A 22,006-nucleotide genomic window follows, 5' to 3' on the forward strand; every position below is an offset into this window, starting at 1 on the left:
TTATTAAAAGATATATTCTATTATTCGTGGTAGGTTCCCGCAAATTCAGTGAGTCAATTATGAAGATCGAACGAATTCGAAATCTTTTGTCGTCCGTGCTTGTCGCGGCGATCGTTGTTTCCACGGCTATCGGACAGGCTTTGCCGAGTTCGTTTTCGGGCAAACGGGTCAAGCGGATCGTGGTGCGCAATGCGATGGTCGTTGACGGCAGTGGCAAACCGGCGGCCGGCCCGCTTGACATATATGTTGAGAATGACGTGATCAAGCGGATAGTCGGTTCGCCCGCAACGAGGCCGTCTGCGAGTAATGCGGACGAGCTGGTCATCGACGCGACGGGCAAATACGTTCTGCCGGGGCTGATCAATCTCCACGGCCACACGCAGGACGAGCGTGCCGGCGTTCCGATGCCGGTCGAGTATGTCACCAAGATGTGGCTCGCCTGCGGGATCACCACCGTGCGTGACGCTTGGGCAGATCCGAAAATTCTTGGCTATCGCGATCAGATCAACGCAGGGACTCTGGTAGGCCCGCGTCTGTTTCCATACGGCGGCTTTCCGGCGGCAGACCTCGATACTGCAGTTCAAGTGCGGCAGCGTGTTCGCGATCTAAAAGCCGCGGGCTATGACGGCATCAAACTGTACACAATGGACCGCGATCTGATGGCGGCGATGTTGGACGAAGCAAAAAAGCAGGGAATGCGGGTAATGCACCACGCCGGCGTTGAAGAGTCGAATGCGTGGGACGATATCAAGGGCGGCACGACCTCGATCGAGCATTGGTACGGCATTCCGGACGCAGCGATCGAATCGGGCAGACAAGACTTTCCCTCCACCTATAACTACAACAACGAAGTTGACCGCTTTCGCTACGCCGGGCGGCTTTGGCGTGAGGCAGACCCAGAAAAGCTGAGCAAAGTACTGGATGCAATGGTTGCGGCCAATGTCGCTTGGGACCCGACCCTTGTCATCTACGAAGCCTCGCGCGATCTGCAGCGGGCTCAGACGAATCCGGCATTTGCGGAATATCTGCATCCGGTTCTCGCAGATTATTTCCGGCCGAATCCAGCTAATCACGGCTCGTATTTCATTGGTTGGTCAACAACGGACGAGACGTTTTGGAAAGAAAACTATCGCATCTGGATGAAAGCCGTCTATGATTTTGAGAAAAAAGGCGGTCTGATCGGAACCGGCGAGGACGCAGGATTCATTTATCAAATGTACGGCTTTGGCCTGATACGCGAGCTCGAACTGCATCAGGAAGCCGGTTTTAGTCCGCTCAAGGTCATCCAGCACGCCACCAGTAACGGGGCGAAAATACTTGGAAAAGAAGATAGTCTCGGCCGCATTCGCGTCGGTTACAAAGCGGATCTGATCGTCGTAAACGGCAATCCGCTGGAGAATTTCAAGGTGCTCTATCCGAACGGCACTGACGAAGTCCGCGACGGTAAGGTGGTGCGGGGCGGCGGTATCGAATGGACTATCCGCGACGGTGTGCCTTTTCACGTTCCGACGCTCTCAAAGGAGATCAGGGAAATGGTGTTGAATGCGAGAAAAGGTCAGAACCGAGAGCAGTAGCGTCCGGGTTCTTTTTGTGCCGATAGAAAAAGCCCGACGCGCTCTCCCCTTCGCTGACGGGCTTCCTCAATATGGCCGAAGGATCTCGCCAACGGCCAATCTTTGCAAATGCTTAATAGTCCAGTACCGGGAGCGTTACGTCACGTTTGAGAACGATCTCAAACTCCTGATCCTTGCGTATCCCGACCGAGTTGCCTCGCCTGACAACTACTGCCCCGATGCCTGCTCCGGCACCGACGCCAGCACCGATCAATGCTCCGCGGCCGGAGCCGCTCACCGCTCCGATAACCGCCCCCGCCGCCGCACCGCCGAATATCGCCAATGCGCGGAAAGTATCGCTTGATCGAGCTGCAAGCTTGCTCACGAGTTCGGCGTCGATCGTGCGTTCGATGTCTTGCCCAAACCGAAGTGTCTGAAACGCCAGTTCGAGTCGACCGCCTTTACCGCCCGACGAGGCCGCTTTTACGCCCGTCACACGGCCCTCGACGGTGGTGCCGATCGGCACGACGACCACGTCACGGACGATGACCGGTTTAGCAATTGTCGCGAGAAACGTATCATTTACGCTCGACACCTGAGAGTTGATCTCAGCATCGAGCTTAAGTGTGATCCGCGTTCCCGCGGGTAATCGATAGATCGAATCGGCCTGTGCCGATACGGTCAAATAGCTTACAAATATCAAGAGCGTAAAAGCCGCTATGCGTTGAACCCACGATCTGAAGTTCATCTAAAGCTCCCGGGCTTCGCGGTGCGTGACGCCATTCCGCGAAGTACAAATGCAATGCTCGTGCCAGTGCATCGATCGACCTCAAAAAATAAAAAACACTTGTATTTGAAGTCCTAGAGTTACCGAAAGTTGTCCGACCGCGTCTGATTAACTAACGCAATCGTCTATATCTGCACGATATCAGTTGGTCAGGCTATTGGAGTATGGGGTGGCCGCCGCCCCTACTATGATCGGCGGTCGAGGCATATAGCGAACGATCGTTGTGGTACAGCACGAGATGTTCGCCCTCGTATCGGACGGCGTTTGCGACGCGGTCAAAGTCCTTTGTGTGCTCTGCGATCATAAACGCACACGGATTAAGAGCGACGACTATCCCGGCCGCGTAGATGTATCCACCCTTGTCATAGACGGTACCGCTATACTGTGCGGAACCAACCGCAATATCCGGCGAATAACCTCCGGCCGTGTCCTTTGTGCGGTCGGCCTTAGCGATATAGATCGTGTAGTCGCGGTAGTTTAGACGGCTGCGGTAGCGGTTTTTGCGGGCAACGGCAAAAAGGTCGCTGAGGCCCCGATCGATCGCTCCCAACATCTCGGCCGACGGTGTTTTCAGTGCGTAAACTCGTGCACCGTTGGGAGTTCGGGTCGCGATCGTAAATTGATCGCCCGAGATCCGTTGTGCTTCGTTAAGGACTGTGCGATTTTGAGCGTCGGCGATCTGGACCATTCCGACGGCCAAAACCAAGAACGACATACTCGCGGAGATCCAATACTTTAGTTTCATAATCTTCACCCAACACAAATGTTGCAATCGCCGTACCGAAAAGCGGGACGCAGGGAAAATGTCCCGGCGTCCCGCTATTTCCGTCGTTAAAAAAATGGTACTGGGGACGGGAATCGAACCCGTACGTCCCTAAGGACACAGGATTTTAAGTCCTGGGCGTCTACCAATTCCGCCACCCCAGCACGAGTGAAAGATTAACATTCCTAAGCCAAGGTATCAAAAAAGGCATTTAACAAATCGTTCCCACATTCGCCGGTACTATCGAAAATCGGCAGAGTCGTCCGTCCGGGCGTGATCGATCCGCTACGTTTGTCCCAAATTAGGTCAATTTAATTTGAAACAGTCGGCTTACATATTCTGTAATGCTAAGCCGTGTGATCTCTATTATTTACGGGCGGAAAGTGTCCCTAATTAATTTCGAGTTATTGGCGAATTTGGGACAGGCTAAATGCTCTGAATAAATAAGTTAACCACCCAAAGTGTCCCTAATTAATTTCCTTCCCCTCAGGTTTATTACAAAATGTGTTCGGAAATGCCGTAACACGTGCGTTTGTAGCGTTTAGCGAGATCGTGCTGTTTCACAATACAATTCCCGGTATCCGAGTATTGCTATCCATCTGAATTGGGACAATCTTTGTTCTGCATTCAGTAATTCTCAAACGAACATTGTGAAATGTAACGGCCTTGGCCGTGCCAAAATTCGTGCCATAAATCGTGCCATTTTTGCACATGCGGGACGCTTGTAACCCATTGGTAGCAGGGCATTTGCAGCCACAAATCGTGCCATTTTTACGTTGTGCAAGTAACACCGCTTCAAAAATGGCACGGCTGTTTTCCGCTAAACCTGCCGTTTTTCTGTCGGTCAGAAACAGCGACTGTTGCTATTCCGTACTCGACATTCGTTATTCGCCATTTCTCCCGAGTACTCACGTGGTGCTGGTGCCCGAACGGGCGTTGCATCAGTCTTTAGTTTTCAAAGATCTGTTGATTAGTTAAATTATATCATAAATTGCAGGGATACAGTAATGTCGCATAGATGCAACGCCCGTCACGAAAGATCAGCTATGGTCTGAAAAACTCCTCTCCTTACAAAGGAGAGGTGGCATCCCGATGCTTTCTATCGGGATGACGGAGTGGTTCTCAAGCGTCGAACGGGAATTCAGCTTGGTTGACGCCCTGAGTCTGGTGCACGGTGAATCTTTATTACCGTGAGAGAACCACCCCGTCAGCGGCCAAAAGACGGCCACTGCCACCCCTCCTTGGTAAGGAGGGGAATCTGATAAATCCCACGGACGGCGTACAGGCCAAAAGACATCACGCTTTCGCTCGATCGCATCGAAGTAGAAGGTCAATGTCCGGAGAAGTTTAATGAATGATCACAGTACCGAAGTCGTGACCCGCATCGCTGCATCGACACGGCAAGTACGCCGACCCGGATCGGTCAAACGGTCGAGCAGTATGGATTTGAAAGAGAATCGCAATATCGCATGCCTGACCCCGATTGCTTTTCGCGACTTGCCTGGGCTGCCTGCCCGAGCAGGTACCTTGCGAGCCGCGAACCTCGCTTGCTGATCGAACCGATCCGCCTCGTCTCGCCCGAGCTTTTCTCGAGCGGGTCGAGTCCTACAAATGCCACGACCTCTTCCTTACGGCGAAAGCGTCGAACATCGCCGAGCGTGTGAACAAGTGCCATGGCGTTGATCAGCCCGATGCCGGGATGCGTCATTAGCAATTGAGCACGCTCTTCCTTATTCGCCTCTTCCTCGAGCCTCGCCTCCACGGCCTTGATCTGGCGTGTCAGCTCGTCGCAAAGAACAAATCGAGAGCTGACCAGAAGCCGCTCGACCTGTGTCGTCTCAACCTCCTCGATCTTCTTTCTCGCCTTTACCGCCGGCAAACGGAACCGTGGCAAGCCCTTCGATCGTGCGAACGCCTGCAGCTGGTTAACCACCGATGTCCGCTTGCTCACCAAAGACTGACGATAGTTCAGCAGATCGAGCATCTCCCGGCTCTGCTCGCTCCTCGGCGTGATCGCCGGAAATGTCCCGCGCATCAAAAGATCCAGGATCGTCTCCGCATCCCTGTGGTCGTTCTTGTGCCTCGATAACGCTGCTCGACGGATCATCCTCGGATCTCCGATCTTGAGCGTCATTCCATTGTCAAAGAGCAACTTCTCAAACCACCACAGCGATCCCGTGGCCTCCGTTCCAATAACCGCGTCCTTTCCGCACTTGCGGTAAAACGCCTTTATCCCCGCCTTATCGCTATGAAGAAACCGCTTATATCTGATCTCTCCATCCGCTTCATCCACAAAAGCAAGCGTCTGCTCATATGGATGAAAGTCAACCCCAATGTATACTGCCATTGTTGATCTCGCGGGTTGTTATTCTTTTGTCAGAATTCGAGTTTACACAAAACTCGACTCCCGCGAGGTCAACACTTCATAGCATCAGACATGCGATAGTGCGATTCTCTGTTTGTACTTCTCCTGTACTTTCTTCCATGTGCTTTCGAACTCCGGATCGGTCTTGCATTTCTGTCTCGCGGCGTCGAATCGGCGGCCGGCGTTTGACTGGTGGAGGCCGACGATCCCGGACATCTCGGTGATGGTCGCACCTGATTCCTTGCCGATCAGGATGAACACCTCCTTTGCGGTAATGATACGCTTATTCTTGCCGGATCCGAAGAAATTCTCTCTCTCCATTTCGAATACCTGTTCGATCACGTTCAGCAACAGATCCGCATCAAAGGGCAACACGTCTCTGTGTTTGCCGGCCCATTTATCGGCTTCGCCCATTCGGTGGATCGTTTCATCGACGAACTCTTTAGAACCGACGATCTTAACGTCTGCGTAGAATGTCTCGATATCGTCATCGGGCTGGTTCATGGCGGCTGCCATAAATGCAGCGTAGCGTTCGTGGGCCTTTCGCTTATGCGGACCGAAACGCCGCAGCACCGGATCGACATCGATGACGCCATAAGGTTCGGTGCCAAGATACGCCCGGTGGCTGCTGAATTCGTACTCGTCGGGCGTTGGGACCATATTCGCCCGAACAGGATTCAGATGAATGTACCTTACCAACTTCGCGAGATACGGGTCAGACTGGCAAAGTATCGATTTGTGCCGCCCTTGAAATAGATGGCCGACCTTGTGGTAACGCTTGTTGTAATACTGACTATAGCCCGTCAGCACCCGCTGCATGATCCGACCGACCGTCTCCGAACGACGCTCGATCAGCAAATGTAGGTGATTGGTCATCAGGCAATAGGCATAAACATAAAACCCCAAATTCTGTTTCGCCTTTTCGATGAGCGAGATGAGTTTCAGGTGATCTTCTCGCGAATGAAAAATGTCCTGCCTGTCGTTACCACGCACGATCACATGATAAAGCCCGCCCTCGATCTCAACCCTAGGTCTCCTTGCCATTTGACAAGCACTCTACCACAATCGCACGAATCGCACAATCGCATGTCTGACCCCGTTCCCCCTCGAACAGCGGCACGACGACGCTCACCTACGATCTAAAAGCCGGCCGCCAACTGAAGCTCGCCGACCTGTTTAAGCCCAGTTCGAAATACCTCAACAAGATCGCCGAATATTCGCTAAACGACCTGAAAAACCGTAAAGATCCGGAAACCGGCGAGAATATGGGCATCGCGCAGGACATCTGGGAAGAAGGTGCCGCACCGACAGCGGACAACTACTCTAACTGGAACGTGACGAAAAAAGGTCTGCTGATCACCTTCCCGGCATATCAGGTCGCCGCCTACGCCTACGGCCCGCAGACCGTGATCGTCCCGTACTCAGCGTTAAAAGACATCGTCCGCCCCGATGGTGCGCTGCGAAAATCGGCGAAGTAAATTCCGGCACACGGCAAATAAGAAGGCGGCTGCGAAACAAATTCGCGGCCGCCTTTTTTGTTGATCGATAAGTGAAATACTAGGCACTCGCCGATGCCGCGTATGGCGGCAGGATCACTCTTGCAGCTTTTTCCTTTTTAGCACCGAGCGCCCAGTGGGCTTGCATCAGCGTGTGGATATCGCGGGTTCCCTCGTAAATGACCGCGGCCTTGCAGTTGCGCAGGTAGCGTTCGGCCGGATAGTCGTTCGTGTAGCCGTTGGCCCCATGGACCTCGATCGCCATCGAAGCGGCGGTCTCGCTGCGGATGGTCGCTTGCAATTTCGCGAGGCTCGCGGCACCGTTGACGAGTTATGTTACAGTGCCTAATATTATATTGGATCTTAACGTTTCCTTGACTCTTACTGCCTATGCAAAGCACACACATGTTATTAGTTGGTGGAATTCTCCTATTTGCAATTATATTGGCGGTGTTGATCTTTGTTCCAAAATGGCAGGCGGGTACCTTTACTGATTCGGAATCGAATAATGAACGAGTGATCAACCGCTTTACAAACTCCGAGCGGTTCCGAATGGAAGATGAGGCTCGCAAGACATTAGCTCAAATCATCGGAGGCATATTTGTGCTGATTGGCCTGATTGTAACGTTCAATGCATACCAGGTTAGCGTTCAAAAACAAGATTTGGATCGCGATGCACAAATGACCGATCGATTTTCTAAGGCGATCACACACTTGAGTGACGAAAAGCTCGTCGTACGAATTGGTGGTTTGTTTGAACTTGAAAGGATTGCGATTGATTCTCCAAAAGATGCCCCGACCACTAAACAACTCATTTATGCTTACCTACATAATAATTTTTCGAATTCGAAGTCTGATAGTAGCAAGCCAGCGAAAGCATCCGTTGTTCGGAAAAATTCAAATGGACTTTCAATTGAAAATTTTCAATCTCCATCTGAACTCCAGACAATTATCAACGTCATTCAATCGATATCCGATGATCTTGAAAGATTAGACATGAGATCTCTAGATCTTTCAGATAGGAATCTAGCGCGTGGCAAATATATATACGCGAATTTTTCAAATACAGATCTGACCGGGGCGATACTGTTTGCATCAGATTTTAAGGGCGCTGATTTTCGCAAGTCGAATCTTAGCCGCGCGTCGACCGACATTGCTGAACACGTCGAAATTGGTCGATCCCTTGTAACACTGATTACGCCTGAGGCGGCACGAGCAATATTTTCACAGGCGGACTTCGAAGATGCGAATCTTACCGACGCCGATTTAACCGCTTCGATTTGCAAAGGGGCCAAATTCCGAAATGCAATATTAAGATCGGCAATTTTATATAAGGTCGATTTATCAGATGCGGACTTTAGCAACTCAGACGCGACTGATTCAAATTTTGGGCAAGCCGATCTTTCGCGCGCAAGCTTTGTTCGCGCGAACTTGAAGGGAGCGGCGCTTGAAAGAGCAAAGCTCGACCTAGCAAATTTTTCCGATTGCGATTTAAGCGAGGTTACGGGACTAACTTACGATAATTTGAAGCTTGCGATCATTTCGGAAAGGACTATCCTACCGGCTCCATTTGAGCCAAATCGATCCGAACTTTTAGCGTTTTCCAAAGAAAATGCGAAATTGCTACATAATCAAGTTCTAAATGAAACACTTGGCAAATGATAACATCTAACTTCCACCATCGATTACGAGCACCGAGCAGGCGTTAATAGGAAAATTCAACGGAAGTGTTGGGGTCATCTATGAAGTAAGTACTCAAGTCAAGCGCACGGGTATTGTGGCATCTTTGGGATGCGGTTGGTGCGTTTGATTGGGTGACAAAAGAGAACAACCGGCGCCTCCGTTTTTAGTTAGATTCTTTTTAATCTTGAATCGCTGTTATTAGCGAATCCCATCATCTTTTCGTGCACAGCTTCGTTCGAGCGGCTGGCGACGGGGGAATCGGGGTCAGGCTGGGCGTTGGCACAATTGACCGCGTATTCCTTTGCAATGTTGCGAGTCTCGCACCGTGCTTACAAGCGTGCGATCTTAACTGCGTCACGACCGTTGGATTTTGAGATTTGGGTTTGGGCGAATAGACTTGGATGTAGATGATCGAAAGATACACATTACCCGAGATGGGAGCGATTTGGTCGCTCCAGAACAAGTTTCAAAAATGGCTCGACGTTGAGGTCGCAGTGTGCGAGGTGCACGCTGAGGACGGAACGATACCGGCGGAGGCTCTTGAGCAGATCAAAGCCAAGGCGGCGTTTACGGTCGAACGGATCAACGAGATCGAAAAGACGACAGACCACGACGTTATCGCCTTTACGACCAACCTCGCGGAGAACATCGGCCCGGCGTCGCGGTTCGTGCATTACGGACTGACGTCGAGCGACGTTGTGGATACGGCCAACGCTCTCTTACTGCGTGAGGCGTGCGATGTCCTTTTGCCGAAACTCGACGCTTTGCTCGATGTGCTGAAACGGCGTGCGTTTGAATTTAAGGAGACGCCGCAGATCGGCCGTACGCACGGCATACACGCCGAGCCGACTTCGTTCGGTCTGGTGTGGGCACTTTGGTACTCGGAAACGCAGCGAAATCGCGAACGGCTGTTAAAAGCAAAAGAGCAGATAGCTGTCGGCAAGATCAGCGGTGCTGTGGGTGCGTTCGCACATCTGGCACCGGACGTCGAGGAACGCGTTTGCGAGCGTCTGGGGCTAAAAGCGGCGGACGTTTCGACGCAGGTCATACAGCGCGACCGCTATGCCGAATATCTCTGCACGCTGGCGATAATCGCCTCGACGCTGGAAAAGATCGCTCTGCAAGTTCGTCACTGGCAGCGAACGGAGGTTCGCGAGGCTCAGGAGAAGTTCAAGGTTGGCCAGAAAGGCTCGTCGGCGATGCCGCACAAACGCAATCCTATCCTCTCTGAACGCATTTGCGGAATGGCACGGACGGTAAGGGCAAATTCGATCGTCGGCCTTGAGAACGTCGCCCTTTGGCACGAACGCGACATCTCGCATTCGTCCGCCGAGCGGATCGTATTGCCGGATTCCTCCGCTACACTCGATTACATTCTCGCCAAGACAACGAGCCTGCTCGACACGCTGGTCGTCTATCCTGAGAATATGCTCAAGAATCTCGATCTCACTCGCGGACTTGTGTTCAGCGGCCAGCTAATGCTCGCACTGACGCATAAGGGCGTAACGCGTGAAGATGCGTACGCTTGGACACAGCGAAATGCGATGAAGGTCTGGGACGAGGGCGGCGAATATGCGGCGTTGGTAAAAGAAGACGCGGACATCTCTTCGCACCTGTCGGTTGAAGAGATCGCCCGCGTCTTTGATCTGAAACACTATCTACGAAATGTAGATCGGGTATTCGAACGTGTTTTTGGTTAGTTTGACCATTTGTCCGCAAGGTTTCCGATAACCGGGATCTTGTAGACCTCGCCGTTATAGGCCTTGATGGCGGAGATGACCATAAATACAAACATAGCGATGCCGATAAGCATCAGTACCAGCCAGACCAATGTCGCCAGTAGAGATGTGATCGACGATTGCATCATCACCAACGCGATCGAGATCAAGTAGCCGGGAATGAATAGTACCAATGACGTCGCAAACAATGTGATCGACTGCATTGCATGAAATCGAGGTAGTTTGTTTTCCTTATCGGTTACCAAAACTATAATACTGTAGATGAGTCCGAGATAACATACGAGGTTAGCAACATAGCAGAGCATCGCTCCTATGTTGTTGTCCAATCCGAGTGCGGTTTTACCACCGGTGTTTTGCATAAAATTTTGTAATCTCCTTTGAAGGGTTTAGTTTTGAAACAATTGCCTGTTCGTAAAATTAGGTGAAATCTAACACAAGACGTTGATAAAGACAAGATTTTGCGTAACAATCTACAATTTATTTCGGAACGGATACAAGGTGTAACAAATGAAAGCAAAGGTTTATGTGACTCTAAAGCCCGGTGTGCTTGATCCACAGGGCAAAGCAATACATCATTCTGTCGAATCGCTCGGCTATCACGGCATTGCCGATATCCGCCAGGGCAAATACTTTGAGATCGCGATCGATCAAACGGTTTCCGAGGCCGAAGCACGCCAATCGGTCGAGCGGATCGCCGCCGACGTCCTGGCAAATCCGGTGATCGAAGATTATCGAGTGGAGATTGTCGGTGGGTAGCAGTTGGTGGTTCGTTGTTGGTTGTTCGTTGTTGGTCGAAGCGGACAATTTTACACTGACCTTTTAAGTCGTTCGTTTATGAGCAAAACGAATTTTGAAAATCTGAGAGTGTATGTTTTGTCCGAAGACCTTGCGGATCTGATCTGGGAGATTGCCTCAAAGTGGCCGCATTTTGATCGCGATACAGTCGGCAAGCAAATCGTCAGGTCTGCGGATAGCATCGGCGCGAATATTTCGGAAGGGACCGGCCGTTACGGAATTCAAGACAATAAGAGATTTGCGTATATTGCGCGAGGCTCGCTAAACGAAACCAAGCATTGGCTCAGGCGGGCTTACAAGCGAAATCTTTTGAGTGAAAACGAGGTCACAAGGCTAAAACCCATTTTGGACGAGCTTAGTCCGAAATTGAATGCCTATATAAAATCGATCAAGGCGGTTGGAGAGAAACAGCAACGAACAACCAACGACGATCAACCAACAAACCTATGAAATTCGGCGTAATAGTTTTTCCCGGTTCCAATTGTGACCACGATGCATATCACGTGGTGTCAAAGCACGTTGGCCAGCCGGTTGATTTTATTTGGCATAAGGAAACGGATCTCAGCGGTTTTGACGCCGTTATCGTGCCGGGCGGATTCTCATACGGGGATTATCTGCGATGCGGAGCACTTGCTAGGTTTTCGCCAGTGATGCAGGCCGTCAAGCAGTTTGCGGCTGAGGGCAAATTTGTATTTGGTATCTGCAACGGCTTTCAGATACTGTGCGAGGCCGGTTTGTTGCCGGGCGTGCTAATGCGTAATGCGGGATTACATTTTATTTGTAAACACATCGGCCTGAAACTCGAAAATCAAAATACGCCGTTTACGACCGAGGTCGACCCTCACAAGGTCCTGTCGATCCCGATCGCTCACGCCGAAGGCAATTACACCTGCGACGATGAGACGTATCGGTCGCTCGAAGAGAACGGCCAGATCGTCTTTAGATACTGCGACGAAGACGGCAATGCGACGCCCGAGTCGAATCCGAACGGTGCCCGCTCAAACATCGCCGGTATCTGCAATCTCGACCGCAACGTACTCGGTATGATGCCGCATCCCGAACGAGCTTGCGAAGAACTGCTCGGCTCCAACGACGGCCGCGAGATATTTCGCTCGTTGACCAAGTCGATAGCCGCGATCGAGGCTATGGCGTAGATCCGGAATTTGTCTTTGATGAAATATATAAGTAAAGGGCGGCCGAATGGCTGCCCTTTTTCGATGCGAAATAATGCGTGAACGGCAGCTAGACCGCAGCCGTCGAATTGCCCGAAACATTGACGGTCAAACCGCCCGTTTGAACCGACCATTCGAGGACTTCGGCACCGTCCTGCGCTAACAATGCTTGTTCGACATCGCCGCGTCGGCCCGGTTCGCAGTAAAAAGCGATACAACCGCCGCCGCCCGCACCGCACACCTTGGCGGCGATCGCGCCGTTCGCATACGCGGTTTCGATCAGATGGTCCATCTGCGGCGTTGTGATATTGGGCGAGAGCCGTTTGCGATTAGGAAACGCATTAGCGAGCGTGGTGCCGACAGCGTCCCAATCGCCCGCGAGCAACTGCGACCTCACATCACGCGAAGCGTCTCGGATGCCTTCGAATATCTCAAAGATCTCGGCGTCACCGTCAATATGGCGTTTGGTGATCTCCCAGTTGTTGGTGCCCGAATTTCGCGGTTGGCCGGTGTAACAAACGGCAATGCGGGCTTCGAGCTCGGCAATGTCAACGTCCAGAGCCTCACGCTCTATCCCGGCGGGGCTGAAATGGATGCTCGCTACGCCGCCGTATTGTGCCGAATAATAATCCTGATAGCCGGTCGGAACCTTGATGACCTGGCACTCGACCGCGGCAGCGATCGGGATGAAACGTTCGGGGGAATAGCGATCGCCGACGAGCTTATTCAATGCGCCGATACAGGCAATATTCAGCGTTGATGAACCCGCGAGACCCGCACCGGCGGGGGCTTCGGATTCGGTAGTCATATGAAATCCGGTCTCGGGTCTGAAGAAATAAACTAGCTTTGAAAGTAGCTCGAGCCGCGGTTCATTTTTGAGGCTGTCGATCTCGCCGACGGTCGTTTCGAGCCGCGAATGCTGATCGATCGACTCCAAAATTATCCGGTCGTCATCACGCGTTTCGATGCGGCACTTGGCCATCAGGCTGACGGCAAAATTCACGGTAGCCGCACCCTCGTGAAACAGAAAAAGGGGCGGAATGTCGATGGTACCGCCGGCCAGGTCGACCCTGGTCGGAGCTGAAGATTCGATGATCATATTCAATAGTTTACTGGCAGCGGTTCAAGTTTTGTCGTCGTCGCGCCTTTTTTTCGCCCCGCCGTCCTGCTTTAACCCTTCGTCCGACTCTTCGCGGTTCATGTCGCGCGTAAGGTGCAATCTCTCGCTCAGATCGTGAAACTTCTCCTGTGCGACCTCCTCGACCGCAAGGAGCTTTTCTTCGATCTTCTGGATCGTTTCGGCACTCGCGTCCTCGACCTTTTCCGAAAGCCAGTATCGCTCGATCACGTAAAAAACAATGACCAGAACCAAAGCGATAAAGAAAAGGGCGATACCGATCTTTTTGTAGTCGCCGATGATCGAGGTGATCGCACCGCTAAAGAAATAACCCACGCCGGCAAGCAGTGTAACCCATGTCAGACAGCTTATCGCACTTAGGCCCAGAAATCGCCAAAACGGCATCTTACCGACGCCATAAAAGACGCACATTGCGACTCGGATTCCATATATATACTTAGAAATAATGATCGCAAATCCGCCAAATTTCTCGATCAGCTTTTCGACTCGAGGCTGAGCCACCTGATAAAAGCGGTAATGTTTGGCATTTTCGTGAAAGATGCGTCCGACCATATAGCCGAAGCAGTCGCCGACCATACCGCCGAGTGTGCCAAAAAAGAGCACCTTGATAAAACTGTAGGAACCGAAAAAACCGCTATGAGCCAAAACGCCGGATATCAGTAGCGTGATGTCACCCTCGACCGTGCACAAAAGGAAAACGGCGTAAACGCCGTACTGTGCAATTATCTCGAAAAAGGGATGATCCATAGACAGAAGACAGACAAGACCGTCCGTCCTGTTGCGTGCCGCATTAGAAAGATTAACTTTCGTACGTCTAACAGTCAAAGCTTTGCCGTCAAGAATGAATGCTGTAGTGCCGGTTAAATGTAGTGAAATTGATTCGGAATAATCGTATCCGTAGTGGCGAAGTGAGGTTTTTCAGATTAGTCCGAGCTAAAACTCGGTGTTTAGGCCGAGACGGACCAGCATAGCCTGAAATCGCGGTTGGTCGTGAAGCGGGGCGAACATAGGTTCGACCTTCATTGTACCGGTAGAGCTTTCGTCGGTCTCGACAGCCTTTTCTAATTCGACTAGAGCACCCTCGAGGTCACCGAGTTGGGTTAAGCAGGTCGCCAGAAACAAGTGCTCCTGTTGCTCCGCAGGCTTTCTTCGTTCGATTTCGAGGTAAGCCCTCCAATAACCTTTCGCTCCATCAGTCCTTGTAAGCTTTCGCACGTAGTCAATATCCTCGACGAGGCGTTTACGATCGGCATCAGACTTTTCCGTGGGAATAAGGAGAGCGTAAGAGTCGAGAGCGGCTTCGAAATCACCAAGAGCCTCATAACAGCCGATCTTTGCTCCGATCGCGGCCTTCCACGTTTGCTCAAATTCCAGAGTCCTATCGGTTTGGCGAATGCAGGACGAATAATCGCCGGCCTGGTAATATGTCCAAGCCGAGTCGGACATAATGACCAATGACAGCGGGTCGAGCTCCATTGCTCGATCCAACTCGGAGCGGGCGGCGTCGTGACGGCCGTGTTGGGAAAGGAACTCGCCGTGCCATTGTCGCGCCGAGGCATAGTTCGGGTTTATCTCGATCGCCCTCCGGAAATCTCGTTCTGTGCTGACCGGATCGCGACGATTCCATTCGATCTTGGCAAGCACAGCATACGGTTCGGCGAGTTCCGGTTCGATCTCAAGTGCCTTGAGCGCGTAGCGGCGGCCGGTCTCGTCACGATCCACGATATTTTCGGGCCGGTAACTGTCAACGGTATAGACATCGCCCAGTCCGGCGTATGCAAGAGCGAAGTTTGGGTCTAGTCGAAGGGCCTGTTGGTAGAGTTCGATCGCCTTTTCGTGATCCTCCTGACGGCGCTTGTTCCAGAAGAATCGGGCCTTTTGATATAGCTGAAATGCTTCGGCGTTATTGGTCTGACCTTTTACAAGTGTGGAGTTACCAGCGATCTTGGTTCGAAGTTTATCAGCGACATCGCGCGAAATATCAGACTGCAAGGTGGATATCTCGGACGCATTTCGCATATACGTTTCGCCCCACAGATGGTTGCCGGAGGCCGCATCGACGAGTTCGAGATTCAGCGTGATCTGGTCGCCGCGTTCAACGATGCGGCCGAGTAGCAAGGCTTGGACTGAAAGTTCTCTAGCGACATTTGCCGGCACGATCTCCTTGCCCTTGTAACTGAAAACCGAATAGCGGGCCTTTACCGTCAGATTCGGCAGCCGCGAAAGACTGTTTATCAATGATTCCGTCACACCGTCCGACAAAAAGTCTGAATCGGCATTACCGCCTTCGTAAGTGAAAGGCATTACTGCGATCGAATCGATGTTTGCAGGGACTCTGCGAATGCCCCACCACCAAATGCCGCCCCCGATCAGAGCAATCAGTAAAGCGGCGGCAGCGATCAAAGGCCATCGCGGAGCCGTCTTACCGGCAAGTTGCAACTGCTGCGGAGGCGGTGGATCAACCTGTTCGACTATGACGCGTTCGATGGTGCGTTGCTCGATGATGATGTCATCCGATGCATTGATGATCTCGACCGGAGCTACAAACTTATAGCCCTTGCCCGGCACGGTCACGATGTAATTGCGTTGATCTTTGGACTCGCCGAGAGCTTTGCGAAGCGCCGATATCTGTACCGAAAGATTATTTTCCTCGACAAACTGATCGGGCCAGATGCTTGCGAGTAACTCGTCCTTTGTGGCCACGGCGCCGCTATTTTCAACCAGATGCAATAGCAGATCGAATGATTTAGCATTGAGAGCGACCTGTTTGCCATCGCGATATAACGCGCGTCGCCGTGCGTCGAGCGAGAACTCGTCGAATACAAACACCTTTTCCATACGGTTCTCATTCATAGCGAGGGTAACCCAATGCGGCGAGGATGCTCACTGTTCCCACGATCTCCTACTGTCGGTCTAAGATAACCACATCTCGCAATTCACGACCTCGCGTCAGGGCAAACTGCTTGCTGTCAGCAGACCAGACGTATTGGTAAAACTTCTCATCGGGCAGGTTCACTATCCGCTCAGGTTCGCCGCCCTCAATATTCTGCTTCCAAATGCCGTTTGACCAATCCCGGTAGCAGATAAAGCGGCCATCGGGCGACCAGCGTATTGCTCCACTATTTAAGTTGAATGTTTGAGGTAATGGAAATTGCCTAACCTGTTCACCGGTCGATGTGGAGAGAACTGCCAGTATATCCTTGCCCTCAATTGTGCGGCCGCAGGCGACGAATTCGCCATTTGGTGAAACGCGCGGGCTTGACCCTCCGGCGTCGGAGATCACCGCCATATTATTTCCGAACAGCGAGATTCGACGTAGCGACGATGCCTCAACACCGCCGTGCCGGTAGAGAATACTTTGGCCGTCAGAAAGAAAACTGGGATCGCTATTCTCACCGTCGGCGGTTATTTGCGTAAGTTCGCTGCCGTCCGCGCGAACGCGCCAGATCTCGGATCTACCGGAACGATCTGAATCAAATATCACGTAATTGCCATCTGATGAGACGGACGGATTGGCGTCGAGAGCATCCCAGGGGGTCAGTTGTTTGGCATTCTGCCCTCCACTATCTATTGTCCAGAGCGAAGCACGGAGATCTTTCTTGGAAGTAAATATGATATTTCCATCGGCAGCAATAGCAAGCCCACCCCACCCGTCCTGTCTTCCGAGACCGCCAAATGTTATTTGGGTAATATCGGCCAAGGAGTCCGCAGGTGACGTCCAGATGTTACTTTCCGAACTCACCTCAACCGACAAAAGGGAACGAGCATCCGCAGTGAGGCTTAACACGCTGACATATTGCTTATGGTCCCGCGTAATTTCAGATAGCTCTCCATCCGGATACCGGATGTGCCAGATCTTTCCCCAGGATCGCTCGACCGGACTTGTTATTCCGATCAGGCCCGATCCGTCGCTCAACCAGCCTAGTCGAAATATGCGTTGGATCTTGCCTGCGGTTAACTGCTGCAAATTGCCGGTTGCAGTGTCGGTAACGAAGATCTCGGAAAAGCCCTCGCCTTCTTTTTTTGCTCCAAAAGCGATCATTGAACCGTCTTTGGACCAAGCAAGCGTCTGGGCTCGAATTGGGGCGTCGATCGGTCGGGTCACGAGAATCGATTCGCCGGACCCGTCCAAATGAGCGACAACCAATGTCGAAGTCTTATTCTCACGGTCAGTTCTGACAATAGCGAGCTTTTTTTCGTCCGGAGATAGTGCGGGATATATGTTTATGCCGGCGAAAAGCTTCTGCGGTACGCCGCCGATAGCCGGCATTTTATAAAAAGTCGCGTTCTCAAATTGGCGAGGTTTGTAGTCCACGTAATACAAATATTGACTGTCGTTAGAAAAGGCAATCGGATCGTATAATTCTGCCCTTGTCGGGAGGATCTCCAGATCACTCGATCCATTGGTTTGGCCGATCCTTATCGAACTGTGTTGTGTGTCTGCCTCGCGAACAGAATAGGCGAACATCTTACCGTCCGGAGATACGATGGCGATATTGACCCGCCCGGACGTAGTTAATTTCCGCTCGGTGAATGCCGCCGGAGCGAAACCGCTCCTGGCAGAAACTTGCCTCCAAAATATAACCCCAAAGATCGTTGCGACTACACACAACAAAATGACAGCGACGACCATCGGGCGAAAATTGCTGCTTTTGCCGGTAAGAGCCAGTTGCTCCGAATGATTGTCGAGATCATCGCGTTCGATCAAGATCCGTTCGATAGTTCGATGTTCAATGATGAACTCTTCGTCAGCATTTTCGAGCGGAGCGACGAACGCATATCCTTTCCCCGAAATGGTCGCAATATACTTGCCGCCGCCATTACCATCGCCGAGCAGCTTTCGCAACGCTGATATTTGTACTGAAAGATTATTCTCCTCGACAAATTGGTCAGGCCAGACGCGCTCAAGCAATTCGTCTTTGGTCACGATGCTCCCCGAGGCAAGCAATAATTCCACCAATAGATCGAACGCCTTCGGATTGAGGGAGAGGTCGATGCCGTTGCGTTTCAGTGAGCGGCGCGCCTGATCCAATTCGAATTCACCGAATCGAAATTGTCTTGAGAGATCACCGTTCATACGCGCTTTAGGAATTTTTAGGAATTTTTAACCCGCATTTTAAGGACTTTTAGCGATCAATGGGGCAAAACTGCTTGTGTTCAGAAAATGCCGGGAACTATTGCCGATTTTACCACAGGGCGGAAACGGGCGACAACGAATTTATTGGGACCGGTGGAAACGGGATATAGAAAAGGGCAGGCAACAGAGTTGAATATATCGGTACGGCCGATGACGTTTCGTTGATACACATAGTCGCACGAAACTCATATCCGAAAACTCGCACGGAACAATCATTAAGACTTTTCAGAAGACATCAATTATGGATAGCAAAACATATCGTCAATTGGTCAGCACGATGCTTTTTCTGTTTTTTACAAGTGCGGCGATCTCCGCTCAAACGACGGAATTTAACTATCAAGGGACGCTCAAAGACGGAGCGAATGTAGCTAACGGCAACTTTGATTTCGAGTTCCGTATCTTTGACGACGTCAGCGCGGGGACCCAGATCGGCTCGCTACTGACTCGTGCGAACGTCGTTGTCGCGAACGGGATCTTTTCTGTAAAACTCGATTTTGCCAATCCTTTCAATGGTGCAGACCGATTTTTGGAAATACGTGTACGCAATGCCGGCGGTACGGGATATACCGTACTCGACCCGCGTCAGCGTATCGGTAGTTCGCCTTACGCCGTCAAGAGCCTATTGGCTGAAACTGCGAATAACGCAAACAGTGCCGCAACAGCAAATAACGCCCTCCAACTCGGCGGCGTTGCGGCAAATCAATATGTTGTCACGACCGATCCCCGAATGACCGATCCCCGAACCCCGACCGCCGGAAGTGCGAATTATGTTCAGAACACGACCAGTCAACAGGCCGCTACAAATCTTAATATATCGGGGAATGGCATCGTCGGTGGAATACTCAGCGGAAACGTAGTCAATGCGACCTCGCATTACAACATTGGCGGCATCCGCGTATTGAGCAACCCCGGAAGCGGTAATATTTTTGCCGGCGTCGGGGCAGGTACCGTGAACTCGGGTGGTATCAACAATTCCTTCGTTGGAGCAAGTGCAGGCCAAGCGAACACGACCGGCCTCGACAACTCCTTCTTCGGCAGAAGTGCCGGAGCCTCAAATACGACAGGCGGCGGCAACTCGTTCTTTGGTACGTTGGCGGGGGGAGCAAACACGACCGGCGGCGGTAACTCATTTTTCGGCACGAATGCCGGAAACTTAAACACGACGGGCACCAACAACTCGTTCGTGGGAATCTATGCGGGGCAGTTGAACACAACCGCCGGCAACAACTCGTTCTTCGGCGGAAATGCCGGTGCCTCAAATACGGCGGGCTTTGGGAACTCCTTCTTCGGTGCTTATGCCGGTCAAGCCAATACCGCGGGCCTGAGCAACACGTTTGTCGGCTCGAATGCGGGTTACGCGAACTCAACGGGCGGAAATAACTCGTATTTCGGTGTTTTGGCCGGTGGCTCGAGCACGAGTGGCGGCGGCAACACTTTTGTCGGCACGAATGCCGGGGACTCGAATACAACCGGAAGTGGCAATTCGTTCATCGGCACGTATGCAGGTACCACCAATAAGACAGGCAGCAATAACACCCTCGTCGGCAACTACTCAGATGTAGCCTCCAACGCCCTCAGTTTTGCGACCGCGATAGGATCCGAATCGTACGCAAGCCTCAGCAATTCGGTATATCTCGGGCGCCCGGGCGGCGAAGATACTGTTCGCATTCCCGGAAGTCTGAACATCACCGGAGCGACCGCGATGAACGGCAATCTGATCTTTGCAAGCGGTAATACGGCATTGTTTCAGAGCCCGATAACGGTCACTTCGCTGGGATCGGCGGGGAGCACGGCGGTTTGCCGAAATGCCTCAAATCAATTGTCGACCTGCTCATCTTCGCTACGTTATAAAACGAACATCATCCGATTCGGCTTCGGCCTGGATCTCGTCAGGCGTCTAAGCCCGATCACCTTCGACTGGAAAGACGGCGGCATGCACGATCTCGGCCTCGGTGCCGAGGACGTCGCGGCGATCGAACCATTACTTGTGACATATAACGCAAAGGGCGAGGTTGAAGGCGTCAAATATGACCGCATTGGTGTTGTTCTAGTAAACGCCGTCAAAGAACAGCAGGAACAGATCAACTCACAAAAAACTGAGATAACGGCTCAACGAACAATGATCGAGAGGCAACAAAGGGAGATCGAACTCCTAAAGGCATACGTTTGTTCGATGTCGCCGACGGCCCTGGTTTGTCATCCGTCCAAATAGAGGGGTCAAAATGAAGTTCATTAAATTGTTTGTTCAACTCAGTGTCATTATGTCGCTCTCTACGCTCGCCATTATCGGCCAGTCGGGCGGCAGTTTTACGATCACCAAGTCGGTGATAGGCGGAGGCGGGGGGCGAACTGCGGGCGGGACTTTCACGCTCGACGGCACGATGGGCGAGGCGGTCGCCGGGACGACATCGACTGGCGGGTCATTTAACCTGACGAGCGGATTCTGGGGCGGCGGTGGAAATAACGCAGCCATTGTGCGTTCACCGTTCGATTTTGACGGCGATTCCAAAACCGACATTTCGATCTTCAGGCCGGGGCCGGGTGAGTGGTGGGTGTTGAACAGCTCGAACGGCGGCAATTTTGCGACGCAGTTCGGGGCCGGGACGGACAAGATCGTGCCGGTGGACTTTACCGGTGACGGCAAGACGGATGTGGCGTACTGGCGGCCTTCGACCGGGTTTTGGTTTGTGCTGAGAAGTGAGGATTTCACGTTCTACGCGTTTCCGTTCGGGGCGAATGGCGACATTCCGGCACCGGCGGATTATGACGGCGACGGCAAGGCGGACGCGGCGGTCTTTAGGGCATCGTCGACGACTTGGTATATTAGCCGCTCGACTGGCGGCACTACGATCCAGGCCTTTGGCATCCCGACCGATCTGCCCGTTCCGGCCGATTACGACGGTGACGCCAAGGCCGACATCGCCGTCTGGCGGCCGACCGGCGTAAGCGGTGCCGAGTGGTGGATACTCAAGAGCACGGGCGGTTCCTTTGCCACCCAATTCGGCCAACCGACCGACAAGGCCGTGCCCGGAGACTTCACCGGTGACGGCAAGACGGATGTGGCGTACTGGCGGCCTTCGACCGGACAGTGGTTCGTGCTTAGGAGCGAAGACCTGACGTTCTATGCGTTCCCGTTCGGTACCGTTGGCGATATTCCCGTTCCCGGCGACTACGACGGCGACGGCAAGACCGACGCCGGAGTCTATCGCCCCTCAACCCTTAACTGGTACATCAACCGCTCGACCGCAGGCGTCCTGATCCAACAATTCGGCCAGGCCGGCGACACGCCTCTGCCGAACGCGTTTGTCAGATAGAGATCGGAGCAACGCATTGCCAGTTAACCCAACGTCAAACAATGAATATAGCCCGGTAATTTAA

At 52.3% G+C, this 22,006-nt stretch carries 19 protein-coding genes and 1 tRNA gene; 9 read left to right on the forward strand and 11 right to left on the reverse strand.

Annotation, left to right across the window (positions count from 1 at the left end):
• Window positions 1-59: 59 nt before the first annotated feature.
• Window positions 60-1,574: an amidohydrolase family protein gene (locus tag IPQ00_04040; GenBank protein ID MBL0239729.1), complete on the forward strand. Its 1,515-nt coding sequence runs from the start codon at window positions 60-62 to the stop codon at window positions 1,572-1,574.
• Between the two features lie 112 nt (window positions 1,575-1,686).
• Here the strand turns inward: IPQ00_04040 and IPQ00_04045 are convergent, their stop codons facing one another.
• From IPQ00_04045 to IPQ00_04065, 5 genes are all read right to left on the reverse strand, one after another.
• Window positions 1,687-2,301, reverse strand: a complete 615-nt coding sequence (locus IPQ00_04045; protein ID MBL0239730.1) for a hypothetical protein — start codon at window positions 2,299-2,301, stop codon at window positions 1,687-1,689.
• Window positions 2,302-2,494: 193 nt separating this feature from the next.
• Window positions 2,495-3,085: a hypothetical protein gene (locus tag IPQ00_04050; GenBank protein ID MBL0239731.1), complete on the reverse strand. Its 591-nt coding sequence runs from the start codon at window positions 3,083-3,085 to the stop codon at window positions 2,495-2,497.
• 95 nt (window positions 3,086-3,180) lie between these two features.
• Window positions 3,181-3,267, reverse strand: a tRNA-Leu gene (locus IPQ00_04055).
• Between the two features lie 1,259 nt (window positions 3,268-4,526).
• Window positions 4,527-5,450 carry an IS110 family transposase gene (locus IPQ00_04060; protein MBL0239732.1) on the reverse strand — a complete coding sequence of 308 codons (924 nt, stop codon included), beginning with the start codon at window positions 5,448-5,450 and terminating at the stop codon, window positions 4,527-4,529.
• An 84-nt stretch (window positions 5,451-5,534) separates the two neighbouring features.
• Window positions 5,535-6,512, reverse strand: coding sequence for a transposase (locus tag IPQ00_04065; GenBank protein MBL0239733.1), 978 nt, complete (start codon window positions 6,510-6,512; stop codon window positions 5,535-5,537).
• A 113-nt stretch (window positions 6,513-6,625) separates the two neighbouring features.
• Here IPQ00_04065 and IPQ00_04070 point away from each other — a divergent pair, with 113 nt between their 5' ends.
• A complete protein-coding gene (locus tag IPQ00_04070; protein MBL0239734.1) occupies window positions 6,626-6,946 on the forward strand; it encodes a DUF3298 domain-containing protein in 321 nt (106 codons plus the stop codon).
• A 79-nt stretch (window positions 6,947-7,025) separates the two neighbouring features.
• On the opposite strand, the gene IPQ00_04075 is transcribed toward IPQ00_04070, so the two are convergent.
• Window positions 7,026-7,265: an acyl-CoA/acyl-ACP dehydrogenase gene (locus IPQ00_04075; protein MBL0239735.1), complete on the reverse strand. Its 240-nt coding sequence runs from the start codon at window positions 7,263-7,265 to the stop codon at window positions 7,026-7,028.
• Window positions 7,266-7,354: 89 nt separating this feature from the next.
• On the opposite strand from IPQ00_04075, the gene IPQ00_04080 reads away from it, so the two are divergent.
• The gene (locus IPQ00_04080) at window positions 7,355-8,626 is read left to right on the forward strand and encodes a pentapeptide repeat-containing protein (protein MBL0239736.1); all 1,272 of its coding nucleotides are present in this window, start codon (window positions 7,355-7,357) and stop codon (window positions 8,624-8,626) included.
• Window positions 8,627-9,054: 428 nt separating this feature from the next.
• On the forward strand, window positions 9,055-10,347 hold the full coding sequence (locus IPQ00_04085) for an adenylosuccinate lyase (GenBank protein MBL0239737.1): 1,293 nt from the start codon (window positions 9,055-9,057) through the stop codon (window positions 10,345-10,347).
• On the opposite strand, the gene IPQ00_04090 is transcribed toward IPQ00_04085, so the two are convergent.
• The gene (locus tag IPQ00_04090) at window positions 10,344-10,745 is read right to left on the reverse strand and encodes a DUF4870 domain-containing protein (protein ID MBL0239738.1); all 402 of its coding nucleotides are present in this window, start codon (window positions 10,743-10,745) and stop codon (window positions 10,344-10,346) included. The genes IPQ00_04085 and IPQ00_04090 overlap by 4 nt on opposite strands.
• A 148-nt stretch (window positions 10,746-10,893) precedes the next feature.
• On the opposite strand from IPQ00_04090, the gene purS reads away from it, so the two are divergent.
• From purS to purQ, 3 genes are all read left to right on the forward strand, one after another.
• Complete coding sequence (gene purS, locus IPQ00_04095; protein MBL0239739.1) at window positions 10,894-11,142, forward strand: phosphoribosylformylglycinamidine synthase subunit PurS; 249 nt, start codon at window positions 10,894-10,896, stop codon at window positions 11,140-11,142.
• Window positions 11,143-11,220: 78 nt separating this feature from the next.
• Window positions 11,221-11,631: a four helix bundle protein gene (locus tag IPQ00_04100; GenBank protein ID MBL0239740.1), complete on the forward strand. Its 411-nt coding sequence runs from the start codon at window positions 11,221-11,223 to the stop codon at window positions 11,629-11,631.
• On the forward strand, window positions 11,628-12,335 hold the full coding sequence (gene purQ, locus IPQ00_04105) for a phosphoribosylformylglycinamidine synthase subunit PurQ (protein ID MBL0239741.1): 708 nt from the start codon (window positions 11,628-11,630) through the stop codon (window positions 12,333-12,335). Before IPQ00_04100 ends, purQ begins: the two co-directional genes overlap by 4 nt.
• An 88-nt stretch (window positions 12,336-12,423) precedes the next feature.
• On the opposite strand, the gene IPQ00_04110 is transcribed toward purQ, so the two are convergent.
• The 4 genes from IPQ00_04110 to IPQ00_04125 form a co-directional block, all read right to left on the reverse strand.
• Window positions 12,424-13,452, reverse strand: a complete 1,029-nt coding sequence (locus tag IPQ00_04110; protein ID MBL0239742.1) for a GHMP kinase — start codon at window positions 13,450-13,452, stop codon at window positions 12,424-12,426.
• A gap of 24 nt (window positions 13,453-13,476) precedes the next feature.
• Window positions 13,477-14,238: a DedA family protein gene (locus IPQ00_04115; GenBank protein ID MBL0239743.1), complete on the reverse strand. Its 762-nt coding sequence runs from the start codon at window positions 14,236-14,238 to the stop codon at window positions 13,477-13,479.
• A 186-nt stretch (window positions 14,239-14,424) separates the two neighbouring features.
• Window positions 14,425-16,344, reverse strand: coding sequence for a winged helix-turn-helix domain-containing protein (locus tag IPQ00_04120; GenBank protein MBL0239744.1), 1,920 nt, complete (start codon window positions 16,342-16,344; stop codon window positions 14,425-14,427).
• 49 nt (window positions 16,345-16,393) lie between these two features.
• Window positions 16,394-18,568 carry a PD40 domain-containing protein gene (locus IPQ00_04125; GenBank protein MBL0239745.1) on the reverse strand — a complete coding sequence of 725 codons (2,175 nt, stop codon included), beginning with the start codon at window positions 18,566-18,568 and terminating at the stop codon, window positions 16,394-16,396.
• Window positions 18,569-18,869: 301 nt separating this feature from the next.
• Here IPQ00_04125 and IPQ00_04130 point away from each other — a divergent pair, with 301 nt between their 5' ends.
• Together IPQ00_04130 and IPQ00_04135 are read left to right on the forward strand one after the other, a co-directional pair.
• Complete coding sequence (locus tag IPQ00_04130) at window positions 18,870-20,840, forward strand: tail fiber domain-containing protein (GenBank protein ID MBL0239746.1); 1,971 nt, start codon at window positions 18,870-18,872, stop codon at window positions 20,838-20,840.
• 10 nt (window positions 20,841-20,850) lie between these two features.
• Window positions 20,851-21,942 carry a VCBS repeat-containing protein gene (locus tag IPQ00_04135; protein ID MBL0239747.1) on the forward strand — a complete coding sequence of 364 codons (1,092 nt, stop codon included), beginning with the start codon at window positions 20,851-20,853 and terminating at the stop codon, window positions 21,940-21,942.
• Window positions 21,943-22,006: the final 64 nt, after the last annotated feature.

This window comes from Chloracidobacterium sp. (assembly GCA_016720705.1).
GTDB lineage: Bacteria > Acidobacteriota > Blastocatellia > Pyrinomonadales > Pyrinomonadaceae > OLB17.